The sequence below is a fragment of the Pseudomonas sp. zfem004 genome, assembly GCF_032621715.1.
In the GTDB taxonomy this organism is placed as follows: domain Bacteria; phylum Pseudomonadota; class Gammaproteobacteria; order Pseudomonadales; family Pseudomonadaceae; genus Aquipseudomonas; species Aquipseudomonas sichuanensis.
The window spans coordinates 86,025-107,111 of the sequence record NZ_JAVYJF010000006.1; the positions used below are offsets into that span (position 1 = coordinate 86,025).

A 21,087-nucleotide genomic window follows, 5' to 3' on the forward strand; every position below is an offset into this window, starting at 1 on the left:
CATGAAACCTGTGTTCAGCATCCAGGCCGATGGCAAGGACATCACCACGCTGATCAATGACCGCCTGTTGCTGATGCGTACCACCGACAAACCGGGCCTTGAGTCGGACGAGTTCGAACTGCGCATCGATGCCCGTGATGGCGCCGTTGCGTTGCCGGCCCGGGGGGCGGTGCTCGAGGTGTTGCTTGGCTATGCCGGGCAGCCCATGAGCCGCCTGGGCCGTTACACCGTCGATGAGGTGGAGCTGTCCGGCCCGCCCGACGCCTTGGTGATCCGTGGCAAGGCCTGCGACCTGCGCGGCAGTGGCAAGACCATCCGCAGTGGCAGTTGGGAGAATGTGACGCTGCAGCGTATCGTCGCCGAAATCGCTGCCCGCAACGGCTGGCAGGCGGTATGCCCGGTGACGGTGCAGATACCGCGTGCCGACCAGTACAGCGAGTCGGATTTCAACTTCATCACCCGCCTGGCCCGGCTGCACGATTGCACCGGAAAACTCGCCAATGGTCAGTTGTTGGTGCTCCCGCGTCAGGGGCGACAGAGCGCCAGCGGCAAGGCCTTGGGGGTGGTCACCATTGCTCGCGACGAGGTCAGCCAGTGGCAGTTCCGCCTGGCTGACAGGAGCACCCACAAGGCCGTCCGTACCCGTCATCTGGACAGTGCCAGCGGTCGCCTGCAGGCCGTGGAGCTGGTCAACGGCGATGCCCCGGATGGCTTGCAGGCGGTGCACACCGACCGCCATCTGTACCCCAATCGCGCCGCAGCCGAACAAGCCGCCAGGGCGCGGTTGGCGAGCTTTAACCGCGATACTGCCAGTGTGCGCCTGGACATGCCCGGGCGTACCGACCTGTTCGCCGAACGTGAAATCGAGGCCCGAGGGTTTCTGGCCGGGCTCGATGGGCCGTACCTGATCGAGTCGGTGGAGCAGGTGTTCACCAGCAGTGGCTGGCGCACCACCGTGCAGTGCAGCGGTGGCCGGCAGGGCAAGGCCAGGGCCAAGGGGGCGGCGCCGCGCCGCGCGACGTCGCTCAAGGCCCAGGGTACAGGGTGAAGGTTTCCTGATGCCTGTGGGGCGGCAGGGTTTCTATAGTCGGCGCAGGCGTGGCTTTGAATTCAAGGCCGCCCAAGCCGACATCAGGGGCCAACTCGCCAGGACCTGCGCCTATGTTCATCGATTTTCGTTGTGGCCAGTGCCGCAAGCTGCTGGTCCGCATCACGCCCGCTTCCGAGCTCCAGATCAAATGTGGCCGCTGCCGCACCTTGAATCATGTGAAAGCCATGCGCTTCGAGCCATCGCCCCTGAGCGAATCACCGGCGGCACTGGCCGCCATTCGATCAGACCGTAATGGAGCCGCTATCGATGGTGTTAACCGAACCGCAATTGAAAGAAATCTATCCCGCAGCCGGCCAACGGGTCACGGCCTTCCTGCCGTCTCTCAACGAGGCCATGGCCCGTTGGGAAATCGACCACCCAAAGCGCGCCGCCGCGTTTCTTGCCCAGGTCGGCCATGAGTCCGGCCAACTGCGCCACGTCAAGGAACTGGGTGGTGATAGTTATCTGGCACGCTATGACACCGGCAGCCTGGCCCTGCGCCTGGGCAACACGCCCGAGGCCGATGGTGACGGCCAACGCTATTGTGGCCGTGGCCTGATCCAGGTGACCGGGCGCAACAACTACCAGGCATGCAGCCGCGCCTTGTTCGGTGACGAACGCTTGCTGGCGCAGCCGCAGATGCTCGAGCAACCACGCTGGGCCTGCGAATCGGCAGCCTGGTTCTGGCACTCGCGGGGGCTGAACGCGCTGGCCGACCAAGGTGAGTTCAATCGCATCACCCGCCACATCAATGGTGGCCTCAATGGCCTTTCCGATCGTCTGCTGCTGTGGCAGCGAGCCCGTGAGGTGCTGTGTTGAGCCGCTGGCAGCTCGGGCTTTGCGCGCTGCTCCTGCTGTTGGGGGCGGCGCTGGCCTGGCAACTGCAGGCCTGGCGCTATGGACGGTTGCTGGCGCAGCAGGAGCAGCAGTTGGTGCAGCAACGGCTGGATCAGGCCGAGGCGCTGCATGGCCTGCTGCTCGCCGAGCGTGAGCAGCGCCAGGGGCTGGAGCAAAAGCTGCATGACAGTGAATCGAGACATTTTCAGGAGCTTACCGATGCGCAACAGACTCAGGCTCGCCTGCGTGACCGCCTTGCTACTGCCGATCTGCGCCTGTCGGTCCTGGTCGAGCGCGGCGCCAGCTGTAGCGCAGTGCCTGCCGCCACCGCCGCCAGCGGCCTGGATCATGGCCCCGTACGCGCCCGACTTGACCCAGCGCATGCTCGACGAATTATCGCCATCACCGACACCGGCGACCGCGGACTGATCGCCCTGCGCGCCTGCCAGGACTATGTTCGTGCCCTGTCGCAGTGAGCCCTTGCCGGGTGTTAGGGTAGGGCGCAATTCACTCAGGAGCCCGTCATGGATCCGATCACCGCGCTATCCACCCGCCTGGGCGAGCACCTGCGACGCCTCAATGCCCAGGTGACCACCGCCGAATCCTGCACCGGGGGTGGCATCGCCGAAGCCATCACTCGCATCCCCGGCAGTTCGGCCTGGTTCGAGGCGGGCTATGTCACCTATTCCAATACTCAGAAGACCCGTCAGTTGGGCGTCCCGCAACCCTTGTTCGCCGAGGTGGGCGCGGTCAGCCGGGAGGTGGTCGAGGCGATGGCGCGCGGGGCCCAGCAGGCCAGCGGTGCACGCTTTGCCGTAGCGGTCAGTGGTGTGGCCGGGCCTGATGGTGGCTCGCCGGCCAAACCGGTGGGCACGGTGTGGCTGGCCTGGGCCGATGGAGCCCATGTCAGCAGCGAACGGCGTCACTTCGAAGGTGACCGCGAAGCGGTGCGCCGACAGACGGTGATCGCCGCGTTAGACGGCTTGTTACAGCTTGGCTTGGAGTAAATCGCCAAGCGGGGGTTTGCGGAAACGAATCCCTGTGGAATAATACTGGCTACTTATACAGTTATTCCGGCCGTCAGGGCCAAGTCGAACACGTGAGGATTTCAATGGACGACAACAAGAAGCGCGCCTTGGCTGCGGCCCTGGGTCAGATCGAACGCCAATTCGGCAAAGGCGCCGTCATGCGCATGGGCGACCACGAGCGCCAAGGCATCCCCGCCATTTCCACCGGTTCCCTGGGCCTGGATATCGCCCTTGGCATCGGCGGCTTGCCCAAGGGCCGTATCGTCGAGATCTACGGTCCGGAATCCTCCGGTAAAACTACGCTGACCTTGTCGGTCATTGCCGAAGCCCAGAAGAACGGCGCCACCTGCGCCTTCGTCGACGCCGAACACGCCCTCGACCCGGAATACGCCGGCAAGCTGGGCGTCAACGTTGACGACCTGCTGGTTTCGCAGCCGGACACTGGCGAGCAGGCTCTGGAAATCACCGACATGCTGGTGCGCTCCAACGCGGTCGACGTGATCATCGTCGACTCCGTGGCTGCACTGGTACCCAAGGCCGAGATCGAAGGCGAGATGGGCGACATGCACGTCGGCCTGCAGGCTCGCCTGATGTCCCAGGCGCTGCGCAAGATCACCGGTAACATCAAGAACGCCAACTGCCTGGTCATCTTCATCAACCAGATCCGTATGAAGATCGGCGTGATGTTCGGTAGCCCGGAAACCACCACCGGCGGTAACGCCCTGAAGTTCTATGCTTCGGTACGTCTGGACATTCGCCGTACTGGCGCGGTCAAGGAAGGCGACGAGGTGGTCGGCAGCGAAACCCGCGTCAAGATCGTCAAGAACAAGGTCTCGCCGCCGTTCCGTCAGGCCGAATTCCAGATTCTTTACGGCAAGGGCATCTACCGTAACGGCGAGATCATCGATCTGGGTGTTTCGCAGGGGCTGGTGGAAAAGTCCGGTGCCTGGTATGCCTACCAAGGCAACAAAATCGGCCAGGGCAAAGCCAACGCTGCCAAGTACCTGCAAGAGAACCCGGCCATCGGCGCCGAGATCGAGAAGCAAATCCGCGATAAGCTGCTCGCCACCAGCGCTGTCGCTGCTGCTGGCAAGACCGCTGCCGCTGAGGCCGATGCCGACGACATGGCTGACGCCGACGCCGGTTATTGATCTGCCCCATGTCCGCCGTACTCGACAACCCGGTCGCCGTGCGGCGGACAGCCATGGACCTGCTTGCACGCCGCGAGCATGGTCGCGTGGAACTGACGCGCAAATTGCGTCAGCGCGGCGCAACGGATGAGCTGATCGAGCCCGCGCTCGATCGGCTTGCCGAAGAAGGGCTGCTCAGTGAGGCCCGCTATCTCGAAAGCTTTATCCGCTACCGATCCAATGCAGGCTACGGCCCCGCGCGTATTCGCGAGGAGCTGGGGCAGCGTGGACTCGCCCGCAGTGATATTGACCAGGCCCTGCGTGAAAGTGAGGTGGACTGGGCGGCGCAGTTGCAAGATGTCTGGCAGCGCAAGTTCGCCGGTCAGCGCCCACATGACCCACGCAGCCGTGGGCAGCAGACACGCTTTCTCGCTTACCGTGGTTTTTCCATGGAAATGATCGGGCGGCTGCTCAGCGGCCGGGATCTCGACGACTACTGATGCCCCGCATGGCCTTCCGAAAGGAGGGCCATGCGGGGCATTTTGCGTTCAGCTCACCTTCAAAGCTTCCCGTGCCCGCTGGGTGGTGTGCATCGGCTGGGGCTTGGCCCAGTTTTCCGGCAAGTTGATAAAGTCCACCAGCTCACGCAGGCGCCCCTGGTCGCGGCCATTGAACGCGAAAGTCAGGCGTGTCAGGTGGCTGAAATTCCCCTCCTCATGTTCGGCGCCACTGTCCGGTTGTTGGTGGTAACGGCCACTCAGGCGCAAGTCGGCGAAACCTTCCTCGACGTCATGCAACGCCGCTTCGCTGAGGGGATGGTGCATGCGGATGACGAACTGGTTCTTCAACCAGCGGCTGGAGTGGTAGTTGCTGTAAAACTGGTTGATCTCATCCACGGCCTCGTCGGCACTGTGTACCAGGCGCACCAGCTTGAGGTCGCTGGGCAGGATGTAGCGGTTCTCTTCCAGCTGGCGGCTGATGAAATCAAGGCAGTCGCGCCAGAAGCTGCCACCGGGCGAATCCAGCAGCACCACAGGCACCAGCGGGCTTTTGCCGGTCTGGATCAGGGTCAACACTTCCAGGGCTTCGTCGAGGGTGCCGAAACCACCGGGGCACAGCACCAGCGCGTCGGCTTCCTTGACGAAGAACAGCTTGCGAATGAAGAAGAAGTGGAACGGCAGCAGTTTGTCGGTGCCACCGACCGTGGGGTTGGCGTGCTGCTCGAAGGGCAGGGTGATGTTGAAACCCAGGCTGTGGTCGGCGCCGGCGCCTTCGTGGGCAGCGGCCATGATGCCGCCCCCGGCACCGGTGATGACCATTAGATCGGAGCGTGCCAGCGTAGCGCCCAGCTCCCTGGCCAGGGCGTACATCGGGTGTTCCAGCGGGGTGCGCGCCGAGCCGAAGACTGTCACCTTGCGCCTTCCTTTGTAGCGTTCGAGGGTGCGGAACGACTGGTCGAGCTCGCGCAGGGCCTGCAAGGTGATCTTGGCGTTCCAGCGGTTGCGGTCGTCATGCGCCATGCGCAGGATGGTCAGCATCATGTCGCGGTACAGCGGCAGGTTGGGGCTGTTCGGGGCGACCAGCTGCAGTTGCTTGTCGATGTTGCCCAGGTCGATACCCTGGTCTCTGAAGTGGTTGAACAGAAGCTCATTCGGTTGGTAAGGCATTCAACGTCTCCTTCTGCAGCAAAACCTCTGACCGGGTCGATGGTGTGTCCCGGCCGCGGCACTGCGTGTGCCGCTGGCTGCTATGGCTCGAGTGTGCACCCCGAGCATTGCAGTAGGCCTTCAAGGCCATGATGCAGTGGCAATTCCATCTTGTTGTCGTTGTTGTGGGTCTCGTTATCAATCTAGACGCTGGCGCGCCATTGCGCCGCTTACCCTGCAAGCGGGCCGTCGGTCAGGTCAGGCCCAGCCTTTACGGGGCTTTGGTTTACTGGAGGGGTGAAAAAGCGCGACACGGGAGGTGGCGGTATGCATCGACTGGTGATCGAGGTGGATGGGCAACTGTTTCAGTGGCTGGCGCGTGAGGCGCAGGCCCATCACCTGAGCCTTGAAGGTGAATGCCTGCGTCGTCTGCAAGGTACAGAGCGGCAATCACGCTATCTACAGGCCTTGCTGGCCGAATTGCGCGCCGAGGAGGAGCAACGGCGCGCCAGCGATCAGGTGGCCTGAATCACTTCTTCTTGTTGCCGGCCACGCAACTGGCGGCGTCGAAGGCCTGATCCATGATGGGCTGGTTGGTCTTGTAGACGGTGAAACGATAGACCAGCACCGCGCCCTTGGACATCAGCTGGCGGTAGCCGGTATTGCGGCAAACGCTGTCGCCCAGCTGGCTGCGGACCTGCTGCGGGTTGGCGCGCATGCGTTCGGCATGGCTTTCTCGCACGCTGAGGTGGTTGACCAGCGCCTTGCCTTTTTCGACGGTGTAGCCTTGGTCGAGGATATCTTCGTTGATGGCGCGTGGAGTGCCGACGCTGCTTTCCTTGGCGACCTTCTCCAGCGTCTGTTTCAGCTCGTATTCCTGCTTGGAGGCGGCCTGGGCGGCCAGGGGCAGGGCGAGCAGCAGGCTCAGGGTCGGGGCAATTAGACGCAGCATGGATCTCTCCTGGTTCGATGACTGGCGCTTTGACCTGCGCCGGCAGGCGGCGTTCCCTGAAACTCGGTGTTTCCGGCCGCCACAACCGGCGATTATAAAGGAGCCGTAGGCGGGGCTGCACGGCAAATGACGCGGCCTCTGGTAGACTGGCGCCTTGTCATCCGTAGAGTCGTTTTTTGTGTTCGTCCCTTCTCAACGCCAAGGCCTGCAGCCATGAGCCATGCGGTAGCGCGGCTGCGCGCCGAGCGCCTGGCACGCAGCATCAAACCGTTCGTCGCCCGCGGCTCGCGTGCCGAACGCTGCCCGCAGTGCCGGGTCATCGCCACGCATTGCCTGTGTGCCTGGAAGCCCAGGGTGCAGGCCGAATCCGGCATGTGCCTGCTGATGCATGACACCGAGCCACTCAAACCCACCAATACCGGCTGGCTGATCGCCGACCTGATCGAGGACACCTCGGCCTTTGGCTGGCTGCGCACCTCGGTGGACGAGGCTTTGCTGGCGCTGCTGGAACATCCGCAGTGGCAGCCCTATATCGTGTTCCCCGGTGAGTTTGTCGCCCAGGAGCGGGTGGTCAGCGAGGTCGTCTGCGCACCGGGCAAGCGCCCGCTGTTCATCCTGCTGGATGCCACCTGGACCGAAGCGCGCAAGATGTTCCGCAAGAGCCCGTACCTCGACAAATTCCCGGTACTGAGCCTGCAGGCCGAACAGATGTCGCGCTATCGTCTGCGTCGCTCCAAGCGCGATGACCATTTCTGTACTGCGGAAGTGGCGGCCATGTGCCTGGACCTGGCCGGCGACAGCCAGGCTTCGCAGGCCCTGGATGCCTATCTGGATGTGTTCAGCCTGCATTACCTCAGTGGCAAGCGACGGCTGCCGCTCGATGAGCAGGATGAGGTACATCGGCGTTTGCATACCTTCCTATAGTCCAAGGGGCGGGCGCTGCGGATTGGTTCATACTGACGGAGCTGGCAGCCAGGGAGGTGGGTACGACCGGGCAATTGGCTTGACCACTCGGTGCGTGCTCGTCATCCTTGGCGCCGATTCGGGCACGACGAAGCTGCTGTTACCCCGGACTTCGCCGTGCCGTCCCGACCGGCGGCCCTGCCGTTCGCGCCTTGAGTTGCCTGCCAGGCGTATCCCGTATCCCCGCGCCTGGCACAGAACAGGATCCATAGATCGATGGCCACATACGAAATCCTGATTGCCGATGACCACCCGTTGTTTCGCAGCGCACTGCGCCAGGCCGTTACCCTCGGCCTCGGGCCGGACGTGCGGCTGGTTGAAGTGGCGAGCATCGCCGAACTGGAAGCCAGTCTGACGGAGAAGTCCGACTGGGACCTGGTCCTGCTGGACTTGAACATGCCCGGTGCCTATGGCTTCTCTGGCCTGGTCCTGTTGCGTGGGCAGTACCCGCAAGTCCCGGTGGTAATGGTATCGGCGCAGGAAGAAGCGGCGGTCGTGGTTAAATCCCGTGAATTCGGCGCCAGTGGTTTCATTCCCAAGTCCAGCGAGCTGAGCAAGATTCAGGAAGCGGTGCGCAACGTGCTCGATGGCGATGTCTGGTGGCCACCCCAGGCATTCGAGAAGGTCGATGTATCGGCTGAGGCCAAGGCCGCCAGCGAGGGGCTCGCCAGCCTCACGCCCCAGCAGTTCCGGGTGCTGACCATGGTCTGCGAAGGCCTGCTGAACAAACAGATCGCCTACGAGCTGAGCGTGTCGGAAGCGACCATCAAGGCCCATGTGACTGCAATCTTCCGCAAGCTCGGGGTGCGCACGCGCACGCAGGCCGCGTTGCTGCTGCAACAACTTGAATCGGTTTCGGCCAGCTAAGTCCCTGCGCCTTCACGCTTTTTTGACCAGTGTCGGATTAGCCTGCCAGGCTTTCATCGATGAAGTGAGTGACACATGTCGCCATTCAAGGGCCAGACCGGCCTCAAACGGATCGTCAATGCTGCCGGTTACTCGCTGGACGGCCTGCGTACCGCCTTCAAGGGCGAAGCCGCTTTCCGCCAACTGGTGTTGCTCAATGTGCTGCTGATCCCGACGGCTTTCTGGCTACCGGTGAGCCGTGTCGAGCGGGCGATCCTGATTGCCGTGTGCCTGCTGGGGCTGATCGTCGAATTGCTCAACTCGGCGGTGGAGGCGGCCATCGATCGTATTTCGCTGGAGCGCCACCCACTGTCGAAAAACGCCAAGGACATGGGCAGCGCCGCACAATTGGTGGCGATGTCCATGGTGGCGGTGGTGTGGGGCGTGATCCTGCTGGGTTGACCTTCAGGCGATCGGCGGCAGGACGATTTCGTCGCTACGCTGCACGCCTGCGGTGAAGTTGCGGCACAGTTCGAGGAACTCGCGCATGGCCGAGGTCTGGTACTTCTGCTTGTGCCAGATGAAGTAAAACTGCCGCGCCAGGTCCAGGGCCGGGGTTTCCACCGCTACCAGGCTGCCGCGGCGGAAGGCGTCGCGCAGGGCCAGGCGCGAGATGCAGCCGATCCCCAGGCCTGACTCCACCGCGCGCTTGATCGCTTCGGTGTGTTCCAGCTCAAGGCGAATATTGAGATTGGCGCGATGGTGGCGCATGGCCTGGTCGAAGGTCAGGCGTGTGCCAGAACCCTGTTCACGCAGAATCCAGGCCTCATGGGAGAGCTGCTCGATGCTGGCGTGGCCGACTTTGGCCAGCGGGTGCTGCGGGGCGCAGAACACCACCAGCTCATCTTCCACCCAGGGCTGTACTTCCAGGTCAGGGTGGTTGCAATCACCTTCGATTAGACCCAGGTCAATTTCATAGTGGGCGACCTGTTGCACGATATGCGCAGTGTTCTGCACGTGCAGTTTGACCTGGCTCTCCGGGTGTACCTGCATGAAACTGCCGATCAGCAGGGTGGCCAGGTAGTTGCCGATGGTCAGGGTGGCTCCGACCGCCAGCGAGCCGAAACCGGACTTGCCATTGAGCAGGTCCTCGATCTCTTTGGCCTGGTCGAGCAGGGCCACTGCCTGGGGCAGTAGCTGATGGCCCAGGGCGTTGAGGCTCAGGCGCTTGCCGGCGCGGTCGAACAGTTGGCAACTGGATTGGCGCTCCAGTTCGGTGATCGAGGTGCTGGCGGCTGACTGCGACAAGGCCAGCACGCCCGCAGCCCGGGACACGCTCTGGTGCTGGGCGACGGCGACGAAGACCTGAAGTTGACGAAGTGTAAATCGCATATCTATATAACCGATAACACATATCTTAATAATTCAGTTAACAGATATTGTCGCTGCCCCTAAACTATCGCGCAACTGTGCGCCTTGTGCGCGCTGCGTTTTTCTTCAGGAGCCCCATCAATGAGCAACATGAACCACGAACGTGTCCTCAGTGTTCACCACTGGAACGACACCCTGTTCAGCTTCAAGTGCACCCGCGACCCGGGCCTGCGCTTCGAGAACGGTCAGTTCGTGATGATCGGCCTGCAGCAGGAAAGCGGCCGCCCGCTCATGCGCGCCTACTCCATCGCGTCGCCGAACTGGGAAGAGCACCTGGAATTCTTCAGCATCAAGGTGCCGGATGGTCCGTTGACCTCGCAGCTGCAGCACCTGAAGGAAGGCGACGAGATCATCATCAGCAAGAAGCCTACCGGCACGCTGGTACTTGACGACCTGAATCCGGGCAAGCACCTGTACCTGCTGAGCACCGGCACTGGCCTGGCGCCATTCATGAGCGTCATCCAGGACCCCGAGACCTACGAGCGTTTCGAGAAGGTGATCCTGGTCCACGGCGTGCGCTACGTGAACGAAGTCGCCTACCGCGAGTTCATCACCGAGCACCTGCCGCAGAACGAGTTCTTCGGCGAGTCCGTGCGTGACAAGCTGATCTACTACCCGACCGTGACCCGTGAGCCGTTCGAGAACCAGGGCCGTCTGACCGATCTGATGCGCAGCGGCAAGCTGTTCAGCGATATCGGCCTGCCACCGATCAACCCGCAGGACGACCGCGCGATGATCTGCGGCAGCCCGAGCATGCTCGACGAGACCAGCGAAGTGCTGGACAGCTTCGGCCTGAAGATCTCGGCGCGCATGCGCGAGCCGGGTGATTACCTGATCGAGCGCGCCTTCGTCGAGAAGTAAGGCGAGCGCGGTAAACGAAAAACGCAGGCCTTGGCCTGCGTTTTTTTATGTCTGGATAGAGCAAAGCCATTGAAGGCTCAACTATCCCGCACGACCTCCAGCACCCGGATCTGATCGGGCTGAGGGTAGTGCCAGCGCACCTGCACATCCCAGAACTTCACCCCGTACACCCGCTCGACGGGCGGTACCTGATAGGCGGGCCGCGGGTCCTGTGCCAGGCATTGCTCGATCAACGCCACCAGCGGCTCATCCAGGCGCAGCGCATGTTCGCGAGCCTGGGGCAGGGCGCTGTCACTCCACTGTACGGCGATGGGCGCCGGTGCCGCGCCAGCCATCTGGTTGGTCGCCTCAAGGATGCTGTCGGCATAGGGCACGTAGGGTTTGATATCCAGCACCGGCGTGCCGTCGAGCAGGTCGATGCCTGAAAGCAGCAGGCGCCCGGGCTCGACGCCTTCCAGGCGCACCACCGACTGACCGATGCCGTTGGGGCGGTGGGTGGCGCGGGTGGCGAACACCCCCATGCTCTTGTTGCCTCCCAGGCGCGGCGGGCGCACCTTCAGCCGTGGCTTGTCTTCCAGCGCCTCGTGGAACAGGAACAACAGCCAGACGTGGCTGACCTGCTCCAGCCCCTCTACCGCGTCCCCCTGGTCGAACGGCGGCAGCAGTTCGAGCACGCCCCGCGCTGCTGGCGCCAGTTGTGGCTGGCGCGGGATGGCGAACTTCTCCTTGAAGCAGGAGCGGACGATGCCGACCGGCGAGACCGTGTGTTGCATCAGCCACGCACGCGCTGGGTGAGGCCCTTGAGGAAGTTGCGCAGCAACTGGTCGCCGCAAGGGCGGTAGTTGTCATGGCCGACCTTGCGGAACAGCGCGCTCAGTTCGGGCTTGGACACCGGGAAGTTGACCGCCTTGAGCACCGCGTGCAGGTCGTCTTCCTTCAGCTCGAAGGCCACTCGCAGCTTCTTGAGAATGGTGTTGTTGGTCACCGGCAGCTCGACAGGCTGTGGCGGGCGGCTGTCGTCGCGGCCGCGGCGGTGGATCACCAGACCGTCGAGGAAATACGCCATGACCTTGTCCGGGCATTGTACGAAGCCGGGCTCTTCTTCTTTCTTCACATAGCCGGCAATCGCCTCTGCGGTTACCTGCAGGCCGGCCAGGCCGATGATCTCGGCCATTTTCTGGTCGTTGGCTTTGATCATGTAGCGCAGGCTACGCATGACGTCGTTGTGGTTCATTGCAGCAAATCCTGTTCAAGAGCCGCACCTGTGCGCGCGGCAGTAATGCTAGAAACGTTCGGTGGCGGCGACATAGCGCCATTGCCCCGCAGGCAGCTTGCCCATCGACACGCCGCCCAGGCGGATGCGGCGCATGCCCAGCACCTTAAGGCCCGCGGTTTCGCACAATGCCTCGATCTGCCCGCGTTGCGGGTTCTTCAGCACCATGCGCAGGTGCTGCTCGTTCTGCCAGCTGGCCTTGGCCTTGGGCAACTCCACGCCCTTGCGCTCCACGCCGCGGGCCAGGCGTTCCAGCGCACCAGGCTTGGCTTCGCCGCTGACCTGGACGATGTATTCCTGCTCGAGGCGACGCAGGTCGGCGTCGATCTTGCGGCTGACGCGCCAGTCCTGGGTGAACACCTGCAGGCCACTGGCGCCCGGCAGCAGTGGGGCAATGCAATCCTGGCGGTTGAAATGGCCGTGCAGCGGGCGCAGGCCTTCGCGGTGGGCTTCGCTGAGGTTGGCCATGGACATGCCTGCCTGGGCGATTGCCACGCTCTGGCCAGCTTGCTGGTTGAGCAGCAAGGTCACCGGCTCCAGGGTCTCGGCGCGGGCGCCAGGCAGCAGTTCCACGCGCTGGTCGAGGATCTTGAATTGCGGCTGTTCGACCACTTCGCCATCGACCGTGACCCAGCCTCCTTCGATGTACAGATCGGCCTCTCGGCGCGAGCAGCCAAGCTGTTCGATGAGGCGTTTGGACAGGCGGATAGGCTCGGACATGGACAATGAGTTCGCAGGGCAGGGAAAGCGCTCATTGTACCTGCCCCGGTAGGTTTGGGGCTGCAAATTGGTGTCATTTGCGCCATTTCGGCAAAGCACTGCTACCTCGTAGGCAGCGCCTCACGGCGCCGTTGCATGTGCAGCAATGGATAAGGCTGCCCCAGGCCGTCCGTTGCCGAGCGGCCAATCACCTCGAAGCCTTCGTGCAAGTAGAAGCCAAGGGCCTCGGAGTTCTGTTCGTTTACGTCCAGGCGTTCGGCATTCAATTCCGCCACTGCATAACGCAGTAGCCGTTGGCCAACGCCCCGGCCGAAATGTTCGGGCGCGACGAACAGCAGGTCGACGCGACCATTGGCCACGCCGGCAAAGCCAAGGATGCGCCGCTCACGGTCCTTGCAGCAGACCAGCATCACGGCATCCAGGTACTGGGCCAGCACATGCTCACGCAACAGTTGGATGTAGGCGTCGGGGAGGAAATCATGGGTAGCCCGTACCGATGCCTCCCAGATCCGCACCAGTTCCGGGTAGTCGGCATAGCGGGGTGTGTGCAGGGTCAGCGTCGGCTTCATCCTCGGCGGCTCCGGTGTGCGTTGGCCTCTGCACAAACATAGATGCAAAAAAATACCCCGCCAGTGGGCGGGGTATTTTCAGTGCAGGGGGCTGTCAGACAGGCTCTGCCCACATGTCGTATTCATCGGCATCGACGATGCGGCAACGCACTTTGTCGCCCGGCTTGAAGCCGTGATCGCCATCGATGAACACGCTGCCGTCGATTTCCGGCGCGTCGAAGAAGCTACGGCCTACCGAGCCTTGCTCTTCGACTTCGTCGATCAGCACTTCGATTTCCTTGCCGATGCGCAGTTGCAGGCGGGCGGTGCTGATGGCCTGCTGGTGGGCCATGAAGCGGTCCCAACGTTCCTGCTTGACGTCATCCGGTACTTCGTCCAGGCCCAGGTCGTTGGCCGGGGCGCCTTCCACCGGCGAGTACTGGAAGCAGCCGACGCGGTCGAGCTGGGCTTCGGTCAGCCAGTCCAGCAGGTACTGGAAGTCTTCCTCGGTCTCGCCAGGGAAGCCGACGATGAAGGTCGAACGGATCACCAGCTCGGGGCACTGTTCGCGCCAGTTCTTGATACGGGCCAGGGTGCGGTCTTCGAAGGCAGGGCGCTTCATTGACTTGAGCACCTTGGGGCTGGCGTGCTGGAACGGGATGTCCAGGTACGGCAGGATCTTGCCGGCGGCCATCAGCGGGATCACGTCGTCCACGTTCGGGTACGGATAGACGTAGTGCAGGCGCACCCAGGCGCCCAGGCTGCTCAGCGCTTCGCACAGTTCGAGCATGCGGGTCTTGACCGGGCGGCCGTTCCAGAAGTCGGTCTTGTACTTGACGTCGACGCCGTAGGCGCTGGTGTCCTGGGAAATCACCAGGATTTCCTTGACGCCGGCCTTGACCAGGCGCTCGGCCTCGCTCAGCACTTCACCGACCGGGCGGCTGACCAGCTTGCCGCGCATCGACGGAATGATGCAGAAGCTGCAGCTGTGGTTGCAGCCTTCGGAAATCTTCAGGTAGGCGTAGTGGCGCGGGGTCAGTTTCACGCCTTGCGGCGGCACCAGGTCGATCAGCGGGTTGTGGTCCTGGCGTGGCGGTACCACTTCGTGCACGGCGTTGACCACCTGCTCGTACTGCTGGGGGCCGGTGACCGACAGCACACTCGGGTGCACGTCACGGATGCTGCCCTCTTCGACACCCATGCAGCCGGTGACGATGACCTTGCCGTTTTCCTTGATGGCTTCGCCGATCACTTCCAGCGACTCGGCCTTGGCGCTGTCGATGAAGCCGCAGGTGTTGACCACCACCACGTCGGCGTCCTCGTAGGTCGGCACGACTTCATAGCCTTCCATGCGCAGCTGGGTCAGGATGCGCTCGGAATCGACCAGGGCCTTTGGGCAACCCAGGGAAACGAAGCCGACCTTAGGGGTGGCGGGAGTGGTGGACATGGCTAACCTCGGTATTGAATACAGGTCGCCCGGCCGGTAACGGGGGCGATCCTGGCGGGCGCTTTTCGCGCCTCTGATCAAAAAGTGCGCAATTCTAGCGAGCGCAAGGTCGCTTGACCAGCAGAAATACGACGAACGCTGCGCTATGCTTCGCGCCGTTGCGCGGGGGCCTGTGGGATGCCCCGACGCGGATGGGAATTCAATCGGTCTAACAGGCCTTCTGCGGGAGTGGTCGATGGTTCAGGCAAGCAGTCACGCCGAGGGCGGGCACGAAGGAAAGCAGGGCGCGACGCGGTCGCTGGGCCTGCTCGTGGCAGCTGTTGGGGTGGTCTATGGAGATATCGGCACCAGCCCGCTGTACACCCTCAAAGAGGTCTTCAGCGGTGGTTATGGCGTACCGGTCAACCACGATGGGGTGCTGGGCATCCTGTCGCTGATCCTCTGGTCGCTGCTGTGGGTGGTGTCGTTCAAGTACGTGATGTTCATCCTGCGCGCCGACAACCAGGGCGAGGGCGGCACCATGGCGCTGACCGCGCTGGCGCGGCGGGCCACGGCCAGCCATCCCAAGCTGCGTGCGTTGATGGTCATCTGCGGCCTGATCGGCGCCTCGTTGTTCTATGGCGACAGCATGATCACCCCGGCGGTGTCGGTGCTGTCGGCGGTGGAGGGCATGGGCCTGGCGTTCGACGGTATCGATCACTGGGTGGTGCCGATCTCGCTTGTGGTGCTGGTGGCGCTGTTCCTGGTGCAGAAGCACGGCACCGAGACCATCGGCAAGCTGTTCGGCCCGATCATGGTCACCTGGTTCCTGGTGCTGGGGGCGCTCGGCGTGCATGGCATCTCGCAGAGCCCGGAAGTGCTCAAGGCCTTTAACCCGGGCTGGGCGTTGAATTTCTTCATCGTTCACCCGGGCATGGGCGTGGCGATCCTCGGTGCCGTGGTGCTGGCGCTGACGGGGGCCGAGGCGCTGTATGCCGACATGGGCCACTTCGGCCGCAAGCCGATCGCCCGCGCCTGGTTCATCCTGGTGCTGCCGGCGCTGGTGCTCAACTACTTTGGCCAGGGGGCAATGCTGCTGCAGAACCCCGAAGCCGCCCGTAACCCCTTCTACCTGCTGGCACCGAGCTGGGCATTGCTGCCGTTGGTGGGCCTGGCCACCATGGCCACGGTGATCGCCTCGCAGGCGGTCATCTCGGGTGCCTTCTCCCTGACCCGCCAAGCCATCCAGCTCGGTTACATCCCGCGCATGCAGATCCAGCACACCTCCAGCGACGAGCAGGGGCAGATCTACATCGGTGCGGTGAACTGGACGCTGATGGTCGGCGTGGTGCTGCTGGTGATCGGCTTCGAATCGTCCGGCGCCCTGGCTGCGGCCTATGGGGTGGCGGTGACCGGCACCATGTTGATGACCACCATCCTGGTGTCGGCGGTGATGCTGCTGCTGTGGAAATGGCCACCGGTGCTGGCGGTACCGATTCTGGTGGGCTTCCTGTTCGTCGATGGGCTGTTCTTCGCCGCCAACGTGCCGAAGATCGTCCAGGGCGGTGCTTTCCCGGTATTGGCGGGGATCGTGCTGTTCGTGCTGATGAGCACCTGGAAGCGCGGCAAGCAGATCCTGGTCGACCGCATCGACGAAGGCGCGTTGCCGCTGCCGCTGTTCATCGGCAGCATCCGTGTGCAACCACCGCACCGGGTCGAGGGCACGGCAGTGTTCCTCACCGCGCGATCGGACGCCGTGCCCCACGCGCTGTTGCACAACATGCTGCACAACCAGGTGCTGCACAGCCAGGTGGTGTTGTTGACCGTGGTCAGCGAAGACCGGCCGCGGGTGCCGGAGAGCGAGCGTTTCGAAGTGGAGGCCTATGGTGACGGGTTCTTCCGCGTTCTGCTGCATTTCGGCTTCATGGATGAGCCTGATGTACCGGCAGCATTGAAGCTGTGCCACCTGGACGAGCTGGATTTCAGCCCGATGCGCACCACCTATTTCCTCAGCCGGGAAACGGTGATCGCGTCGCGCCTGGAGGGAATGTCGCGCTGGCGCGGCAACCTGTTCGCGTTCCTGCTCAAGAATGCCAACGGTAACCTGCGCTTCTTCAACCTGCCGTTGAACCGGGTGATCGAGCTGGGAACCCAGGTCGAGATCTAGAAACAGCAAGGGGCCGCATAGCGGCCCCTTTTCACATCACTTCTCAGCGACGCTGGACTTCCCCTGGCGGGTCTCGATCTCGTTGATCAGACGCTTGGCCAGTGCCGGGTAGTTCTCGTCGAAGTGGTGGCCGCCGGGCAGCTTCATGCGCTCGCCCACGGCAGTCTTGTCGGTGCAGCCGCTTTCGTCGGTTTCCTCGACACCGTACACGCACACCACCTTGGCGGCGGGCAGCTTGGCCATCTCTTGCCCGGTCGGGGCTTCCTGGCCTTCCTTGCCCAACCAGCCCTCGACCTCGATCTCGAAGCTGCCGCTGCGGGCGAAGGCCAGCAGGATCACAGCATCGACGCGCTTCTGGTCTTCTTCGGGCAGGCGGTTGTAGATGGCTGGCAGTACGTCGGCGCCGAACGAGTAGCCGGTCAGCACGAAGCGCTTGGTGCCCCATTTCTGGCGGTAGTGCTGCATCAGCTCGGACAGGTCGGCGGCGCTCTGTTCCGGCGTCTTGTGCTGCCAGTAGTAGCGCAGGGTATCGATGCCCACGACTGGGAAGCCGAGCTTGGCCATCTCGCCGGCGACGTCACGGTCCAGGTCGCGCCAGCCGCCGTCACCGGAGAGGAACAGGGTGACGGTGTCGGTGGTCTGCCCGGCTGGCACTTCCACTACCGGGATCGCCAGGGCATTGCCGTCCTGGCCGACCAGGGCCTGGGTGAGCTGGGCCTTGAGTACCTGGGGCAGGTGGATGTCGTAGTCGGCAATGCTGGTTTCGGCGTTGGCCTGGTCGCGCACGAAGGCGGCGCTGGCATCGTCCGGGTTGTCGTTCCAGGCCACGTTCCAGTGGCCGTGGGCGGCGGATTTGGGCAACGCAACCTGGCAGCCCGGCTGTTCAAGGGTGAAGTCCGCCGAAATGGCGCGGGCCTTGTCGTCGCTTTGTGTAGCCAGCCAGCGCCAGGCCTGGGCGGCGCCGGGGCCGATGCCGGCGACCACGGTGGGTTTGTCGGACAACTGCGCCAGTGCCTCAGTCATGGCCGCCTGCTGTTTGCCGCAGTCGGCCGGCGGCAGGATCACCTGCACCAATTGAGCTTCGCCGGCCTGGCTCAGGTCCAGCAGCTGCTTGTCGCTCAAGGCCTGCTCCTGCGGCACGCCGATGGCTACCCGGGCCTTGGCATGCACGCCAGGGGTGGCCCGGGTCAGGCTGCTGCCGTCGCCCAGGGTCAGGTGGTCCAGGCGCGCCTCCGGCGCAGGGCGAGTCCACAGCCAGAAGGCCGCGCCGCCGGCCAGGGCGGCCAGCAGCAGGGGAATCAGTACGTACAGCCAATAGCGTCGGATCATCAACGTTTCACCAATCCAGTCAGGCCACCAGCGATCAGGGCGGCGGTATCAGCCAGTGCCACCAGCGGGTCGAGCCCGGCCGGCACGGCCATGTAACGGGGTTCCCAGTCCGGCTGGAACTTGTCCTTGAAGCGCCGCAGGCCCTGGAAGTTGTACAGCTGCTCGCCACGCTGGAACACCATCGAACCCAGACGTTGGGTCAAGGGTGCGCCGCGCCGCGGCTGCAAGCCGGAAAGGGGGACCATCCCCAGGCTGAAACGGCCATAGTCATGGCTCTTGTAGTGGAGGATCAGGCCAACCATCATGAATTCCATGGTCAGCTTCGGCGCGTCCGGGTGGGCGCGCATCAGGTCCAGGCTGGCCAGCTCGTTGCTGTGGGTTTCCAGCAGGTTGGCAAAGGCCACCGGGCGGCCCTGGAAGCGGATCAGCGCGATGCGAAAGTGCTGCAGGTATTCAGGGCTGAAGCGGCCGAGCGAGAAGCCTTTCTCGCGCACGTTCTTGCCTTCGAGCCAGGCGTCGGAGATTTCCTTGAGCTCCGCCAGCGGCGCATGGCCAGGCTCGTGGACCTCAAGGGTCAGGCCGTCGCGTCCACCGCGGTTCCAGGTGTAGCGCAGGTCCTTCATCTCCTTGCCCTTGGCTTCGAGGTCGAAGCGGCGCAGGTCGACGCGGGCTTCTTCGCCCAGCTTGATCGCGGTCAGGCCGATGTCCATGTAGAACGGCAGGTTCTCCGCGCGTACCTGGTAGAACACCGGGCGCGCGTGGTGCAGGTCGCACAGGTCGCGGAACTGCCAGATCATCTCGGCGCGCTCCTGAGCCGGCCCGATCGGGTCGTACAAAGCCACCAGGCTGCGACCACGGCGGGCGTACATGAGGAAGGCGTTGCCACTGGGATGGAACAGCAGGGCCTTGTCGCCGGTCAGCGCCAGGCCTCCGTCGGGCTGGTCCGAGGCCAGCAGGATGCGGTTGGCGCGTTGCAGTTCGTCTTCGCTGGGCAGGTGGATCACCGGGCGCGCGGTGCGCAGCAGCCAGGTCAGGGCGACGATCACCAGCAGCACGGCGCTGCCCATGGCCGCGCGCAGGCCGCGTGGGGCATCGGCATCAAGGGTGAACTGCCACCACAGTTTGTGGGTGTAGGGTACGTCCTGGTAGGCAAACAGCAGCAGCCAGATCGACGCACCGACCACGCAGGCGCTGGCCACCAGGTACACCGGCGAGAACGGCAGCTCGAGCAGCCTGCTGGGGCGATAGAACGAACGGCGGAACAGTGCCAGCAGGGCAGCGGTGAGGCACATGAGCGTGGCTTCTTCCCAGTCGAAGCCCTTGAGCAGCGACAGGACTGCGCCTACCAGCAGCAGCACGGTGGTCAGTAGCCAGGCGGCTGACAGACGGCGGCGCAGGCCCTGGGCCAGCAGCAGGCACAGCACGCCGATGAGGCTGGCGCCGAAGTGAGACGCATCGATCAGTCGGTGCGGAATCAGGAAACCCATGTGTTCCAGGCGGCTGTCGATCTCGGGGGTGGCGCCGGAGAACAGCAGCACCACGCCGGAGAGGAACACCAGGATTGCCAGGACCGGTGCCGCCAGCCCGGAAGCCGCGCGGATGGCTTGTTGGGCGAACAGCAGGCGGCGCGCTTCGTTGGCCAGCAGCAGTACGCACGCCAGCAGCAGCGGCAGCACAACGTAAATGAGCCGGTACAGCAGCAGGGCGGCGGCCAGTGGTGCGGCGCCCAGCTGGTTGGCAAAGGCGGCCAGCAGGATCGCCTCGAACACACCGACACCGCCCGGTACATGGCTCAGCACACCGGCAGCCAGTGCCAGCAGGTAGACCAGGACGAATGCGCCGAATGGCGGCGCCTCCGGCAGCAGCAGGTACAGCACGGTCGCGGCGGCGGCTACGTCCAGCGCGGTGATCAGCAGTTGCAGGCCGGCCAGGCGAGCGCTTGGCAGGCGCAGGGTGCGGCGGCCGAACTGAACCAGCAGGCTGTCCTTGAGCGGTTGCTCTGCCAGGCGGCGACGGTACAGGCCCATTACCAATGCTGCGGTCATGACCAGTACTGCCACGGCAATCCCACCCAGCAGCGGCGCGGGCAGGCGCAGTGCAGTGGCTGCTGCCGGCAGGTCGCTGAGGGTGGCCAGGGCCGCCAGCGGCGGCAGCGCGCAGCCCAGTGACAGGCTGGCGAACACGGTCATGCGTGCGACTTCCGCGGCGCTCAGGCCCTGGCGGGCATACAGGCGATAACGTACCGAACCACCGGAGAGCATCGACAGGCCGATGGCATTACCAATCGCGAAGGCGCTGAAACCACCTAGCACCAGGGTTCGCGGCGGTAACCGCACCGCCGCGAAACGGCTGGCCGACCATTCGTAGCCCAGCAGGATCAGGAAGCCGACTGCGGTAGCCAGCAGTGCTCCCAGCAGCGCGTTGGACGGCACGCTGAGCATGGCGTCATGCAGCGCGTAGATGTCCAGCTCGCTCAACAGGTGGCGGCAGGCAATCAGGCCCATGGTGAACAGCACCAGGGTCAGCGCGAGGCCCAGGGGTTGGCGGTACTTGCTCAGGCGTTCCAGCCAGGGCAGGCGTTGCGCGGCCGTAGGCAAGGCCGCAGTCAGCGGTGCCTGGGTTTCGGGGGTGGGGGCGGTCATGGGGTACCCCGTGCGGTCAGCGCGAGGTGCAAGCGAGCTACGGCCAAGTGAAAATCCCTTTGGAAAAACGTGTCCAGATATTACTCCGGCCCATGTAGTTAATCTGTTTCAGGATAGTTAAAGATAGTTCATTCAGCTATGTGGATCAGCGGCGGGGGCGAGGCGGGAGGCGCACTGCGCCTGGTCTGCATGGCTCAA

The 21,087-nt window shown here is 63.8% G+C and carries 22 protein-coding genes and 1 pseudogene; 13 read left to right on the forward strand and 10 right to left on the reverse strand.

The window, feature by feature from the left end:
* Nucleotide 1 precedes the first annotated feature (1 nt).
* From RTH46_RS08480 to recX, 7 genes and pseudogenes are all read left to right on the forward strand, one after another.
* Nucleotides 2–1,048 (forward strand): phage late control D family protein, encoded by a 1,047-nt coding sequence (locus RTH46_RS08480; protein ID WP_316905428.1) that lies wholly within the window; start codon nt 2–4, stop codon nt 1,046–1,048.
* 113 nt (nt 1,049–1,161) lie between these two features.
* Nucleotides 1,162–1,329, forward strand: a pseudogene (locus RTH46_RS08485) (zinc finger domain-containing protein); the annotation flags it as partial.
* A 28-nt stretch (nt 1,330–1,357) separates the two neighbouring features.
* Complete coding sequence (locus RTH46_RS08490) at nt 1,358–1,909, forward strand: glycoside hydrolase family 19 protein (protein ID WP_153787605.1); 552 nt, start codon at nt 1,358–1,360, stop codon at nt 1,907–1,909.
* Nucleotides 1,906–2,403 carry a lysis system i-spanin subunit Rz gene (locus RTH46_RS08495; RefSeq protein WP_316905429.1) on the forward strand — a complete coding sequence of 166 codons (498 nt, stop codon included), beginning with the start codon at nt 1,906–1,908 and terminating at the stop codon, nt 2,401–2,403. The genes RTH46_RS08490 and RTH46_RS08495 overlap by 4 nt, the downstream gene beginning before the upstream one ends.
* A gap of 48 nt (nt 2,404–2,451) precedes the next feature.
* The gene (locus RTH46_RS08500; RefSeq protein WP_316905430.1) at nt 2,452–2,934 is read left to right on the forward strand and encodes a nicotinamide-nucleotide amidohydrolase family protein; all 483 of its coding nucleotides are present in this window, start codon (nt 2,452–2,454) and stop codon (nt 2,932–2,934) included.
* Nucleotides 2,935–3,038: 104 nt separating this feature from the next.
* Entirely contained in the window at nt 3,039–4,106 is a 1,068-nt protein-coding gene (recA, locus tag RTH46_RS08505) for a recombinase RecA (protein WP_153787608.1), read from the forward strand.
* Between the two features lie 8 nt (nt 4,107–4,114).
* On the forward strand, nt 4,115–4,585 hold the full coding sequence (gene recX / locus RTH46_RS08510) for a recombination regulator RecX (RefSeq protein ID WP_153787609.1): 471 nt from the start codon (nt 4,115–4,117) through the stop codon (nt 4,583–4,585).
* Nucleotides 4,586–4,633: 48 nt separating this feature from the next.
* On the opposite strand, the gene RTH46_RS08515 is transcribed toward recX, so the two are convergent.
* Entirely contained in the window at nt 4,634–5,752 is a 1,119-nt protein-coding gene (locus tag RTH46_RS08515) for an LOG family protein (RefSeq protein WP_153787610.1), read from the reverse strand.
* 306 nt (nt 5,753–6,058) lie between these two features.
* On the opposite strand from RTH46_RS08515, the gene RTH46_RS08520 reads away from it, so the two are divergent.
* Nucleotides 6,059–6,259: a hypothetical protein gene (locus tag RTH46_RS08520; protein WP_316905431.1), complete on the forward strand. Its 201-nt coding sequence runs from the start codon at nt 6,059–6,061 to the stop codon at nt 6,257–6,259.
* A gap of 1 nt (nt 6,260) precedes the next feature.
* Here RTH46_RS08520 and RTH46_RS08525 read toward each other — a convergent pair whose 3' ends face one another.
* Nucleotides 6,261–6,683 carry a quorum-sensing-regulated virulence factor family protein gene (locus tag RTH46_RS08525; RefSeq protein ID WP_110992365.1) on the reverse strand — a complete coding sequence of 141 codons (423 nt, stop codon included), beginning with the start codon at nt 6,681–6,683 and terminating at the stop codon, nt 6,261–6,263.
* 213 nt (nt 6,684–6,896) lie between these two features.
* Here RTH46_RS08525 and RTH46_RS08530 point away from each other — a divergent pair, with 213 nt between their 5' ends.
* The 3 genes from RTH46_RS08530 (at nt 6,897) to RTH46_RS08540 (ending at nt 8,954) form a co-directional block, all read left to right on the forward strand.
* Nucleotides 6,897–7,607 (forward strand): tRNA-uridine aminocarboxypropyltransferase, encoded by a 711-nt coding sequence (locus RTH46_RS08530; RefSeq protein ID WP_279845556.1) that lies wholly within the window; start codon nt 6,897–6,899, stop codon nt 7,605–7,607.
* Nucleotides 7,608–7,862: 255 nt separating this feature from the next.
* Entirely contained in the window at nt 7,863–8,513 is a 651-nt protein-coding gene (gene erdR, locus RTH46_RS08535; protein ID WP_316905432.1) for a response regulator transcription factor ErdR, read from the forward strand.
* A gap of 75 nt (nt 8,514–8,588) precedes the next feature.
* Entirely contained in the window at nt 8,589–8,954 is a 366-nt protein-coding gene (locus RTH46_RS08540) for a diacylglycerol kinase (protein WP_153787614.1), read from the forward strand.
* A gap of 3 nt (nt 8,955–8,957) precedes the next feature.
* On the opposite strand, the gene finR is transcribed toward RTH46_RS08540, so the two are convergent.
* A complete protein-coding gene (gene finR, locus RTH46_RS08545) occupies nt 8,958–9,884 on the reverse strand; it encodes a LysR family transcriptional regulator FinR (RefSeq protein WP_279845558.1) in 927 nt (308 codons plus the stop codon).
* A 120-nt stretch (nt 9,885–10,004) separates the two neighbouring features.
* Between finR and fpr the strand changes: the two genes are divergently transcribed.
* The gene (fpr, locus tag RTH46_RS08550) at nt 10,005–10,784 is read left to right on the forward strand and encodes a ferredoxin-NADP reductase (RefSeq protein WP_110738446.1); all 780 of its coding nucleotides are present in this window, start codon (nt 10,005–10,007) and stop codon (nt 10,782–10,784) included.
* Nucleotides 10,785–10,861: 77 nt separating this feature from the next.
* On the opposite strand, the gene tsaA is transcribed toward fpr, so the two are convergent.
* The 5 genes from tsaA to rimO all read right to left on the reverse strand — a co-directional run bounded on the left by tsaA (nt 10,862) and on the right by rimO (nt 14,772).
* A complete protein-coding gene (gene tsaA, locus RTH46_RS08555; protein WP_153787616.1) occupies nt 10,862–11,557 on the reverse strand; it encodes a tRNA (N6-threonylcarbamoyladenosine(37)-N6)-methyltransferase TrmO in 696 nt (231 codons plus the stop codon).
* On the reverse strand, nt 11,557–12,018 hold the full coding sequence (locus tag RTH46_RS08560; protein ID WP_153787617.1) for a DUF1456 family protein: 462 nt from the start codon (nt 12,016–12,018) through the stop codon (nt 11,557–11,559). Before RTH46_RS08560 ends, tsaA begins: the two co-directional genes overlap by 1 nt.
* A 48-nt stretch (nt 12,019–12,066) precedes the next feature.
* Nucleotides 12,067–12,777: an rRNA pseudouridine synthase gene (locus tag RTH46_RS08565; protein WP_316905433.1), complete on the reverse strand. Its 711-nt coding sequence runs from the start codon at nt 12,775–12,777 to the stop codon at nt 12,067–12,069.
* Nucleotides 12,778–12,878: 101 nt separating this feature from the next.
* On the reverse strand, nt 12,879–13,346 hold the full coding sequence (locus RTH46_RS08570) for a GNAT family N-acetyltransferase (RefSeq protein WP_316905434.1): 468 nt from the start codon (nt 13,344–13,346) through the stop codon (nt 12,879–12,881).
* A 94-nt stretch (nt 13,347–13,440) separates the two neighbouring features.
* Complete coding sequence (gene rimO, locus RTH46_RS08575) at nt 13,441–14,772, reverse strand: 30S ribosomal protein S12 methylthiotransferase RimO (protein WP_153787620.1); 1,332 nt, start codon at nt 14,770–14,772, stop codon at nt 13,441–13,443.
* A gap of 235 nt (nt 14,773–15,007) precedes the next feature.
* On the opposite strand from rimO, the gene RTH46_RS08580 reads away from it, so the two are divergent.
* Nucleotides 15,008–16,918 carry a potassium transporter Kup gene (locus tag RTH46_RS08580; RefSeq protein ID WP_153787621.1) on the forward strand — a complete coding sequence of 637 codons (1,911 nt, stop codon included), beginning with the start codon at nt 15,008–15,010 and terminating at the stop codon, nt 16,916–16,918.
* 36 nt (nt 16,919–16,954) lie between these two features.
* Here the strand turns inward: RTH46_RS08580 and RTH46_RS08585 are convergent, their stop codons facing one another.
* Nucleotides 16,955–18,247 (reverse strand): virulence factor family protein, encoded by a 1,293-nt coding sequence (locus tag RTH46_RS08585; RefSeq protein WP_316905435.1) that lies wholly within the window; start codon nt 18,245–18,247, stop codon nt 16,955–16,957.
* Nucleotides 18,247–20,889, reverse strand: coding sequence for a bifunctional lysylphosphatidylglycerol flippase/synthetase MprF (gene mprF, locus RTH46_RS08590; RefSeq protein ID WP_316905436.1), 2,643 nt, complete (start codon nt 20,887–20,889; stop codon nt 18,247–18,249). Before mprF ends, RTH46_RS08585 begins: the two co-directional genes overlap by 1 nt.
* Nucleotides 20,890–21,087 lie beyond the last annotated feature (198 nt).

Excerpts from the sequence above, each read along its gene's own strand:
- RTH46_RS08530 (WP_279845556.1), top strand. The coding sequence starts at position 6,897 with ATGAGCCATGCGGTAGCGCGGCTGCGCGCCGAGCGCCTGGCACGCAGC.
- finR (WP_279845558.1), bottom strand. The coding sequence starts at position 9,884 with ATGCGATTTACACTTCGTCAACTTCAGGTCTTCGTCGCCGTCGCCCAG.
- tsaA (WP_153787616.1), bottom strand. The coding sequence starts at position 11,557 with ATGCAACACACGGTCTCGCCGGTCGGCATCGTCCGCTCCTGCTTCAAG.
- RTH46_RS08585 (WP_316905435.1), bottom strand. The coding sequence starts at position 18,247 with ATGATCCGACGCTATTGGCTGTACGTACTGATTCCCCTGCTGCTGGCC.
- RTH46_RS08515 (WP_153787610.1), bottom strand. The coding sequence starts at position 5,752 with ATGCCTTACCAACCGAATGAGCTTCTGTTCAACCACTTCAGAGACCAG.
- RTH46_RS08540 (WP_153787614.1), top strand. The coding sequence starts at position 8,589 with ATGTCGCCATTCAAGGGCCAGACCGGCCTCAAACGGATCGTCAATGCT.
- RTH46_RS08525 (WP_110992365.1), bottom strand. The coding sequence starts at position 6,683 with ATGCTGCGTCTAATTGCCCCGACCCTGAGCCTGCTGCTCGCCCTGCCC.
- RTH46_RS08580 (WP_153787621.1), top strand. The coding sequence starts at position 15,008 with ATGGTTCAGGCAAGCAGTCACGCCGAGGGCGGGCACGAAGGAAAGCAG.
- recX (WP_153787609.1), top strand. The coding sequence starts at position 4,115 with ATGTCCGCCGTACTCGACAACCCGGTCGCCGTGCGGCGGACAGCCATG.
- RTH46_RS08560 (WP_153787617.1), bottom strand. The coding sequence starts at position 12,018 with ATGAACCACAACGACGTCATGCGTAGCCTGCGCTACATGATCAAAGCC.
- recA (WP_153787608.1), top strand. The coding sequence starts at position 3,039 with ATGGACGACAACAAGAAGCGCGCCTTGGCTGCGGCCCTGGGTCAGATC.
- erdR (WP_316905432.1), top strand. The coding sequence starts at position 7,863 with ATGGCCACATACGAAATCCTGATTGCCGATGACCACCCGTTGTTTCGC.
- rimO (WP_153787620.1), bottom strand. The coding sequence starts at position 14,772 with ATGTCCACCACTCCCGCCACCCCTAAGGTCGGCTTCGTTTCCCTGGGT.
- RTH46_RS08565 (WP_316905433.1), bottom strand. The coding sequence starts at position 12,777 with ATGTCCGAGCCTATCCGCCTGTCCAAACGCCTCATCGAACAGCTTGGC.
- RTH46_RS08570 (WP_316905434.1), bottom strand. The coding sequence starts at position 13,346 with ATGAAGCCGACGCTGACCCTGCACACACCCCGCTATGCCGACTACCCG.
- RTH46_RS08500 (WP_316905430.1), top strand. The coding sequence starts at position 2,452 with ATGGATCCGATCACCGCGCTATCCACCCGCCTGGGCGAGCACCTGCGA.
- fpr (WP_110738446.1), top strand. The coding sequence starts at position 10,005 with ATGAGCAACATGAACCACGAACGTGTCCTCAGTGTTCACCACTGGAAC.
- RTH46_RS08490 (WP_153787605.1), top strand. The coding sequence starts at position 1,358 with ATGGTGTTAACCGAACCGCAATTGAAAGAAATCTATCCCGCAGCCGGC.
- mprF (WP_316905436.1), bottom strand. The coding sequence starts at position 20,889 with ATGACCGCCCCCACCCCCGAAACCCAGGCACCGCTGACTGCGGCCTTG.
- RTH46_RS08520 (WP_316905431.1), top strand. The coding sequence starts at position 6,059 with ATGCATCGACTGGTGATCGAGGTGGATGGGCAACTGTTTCAGTGGCTG.
- RTH46_RS08480 (WP_316905428.1), top strand. The coding sequence starts at position 2 with ATGAAACCTGTGTTCAGCATCCAGGCCGATGGCAAGGACATCACCACG.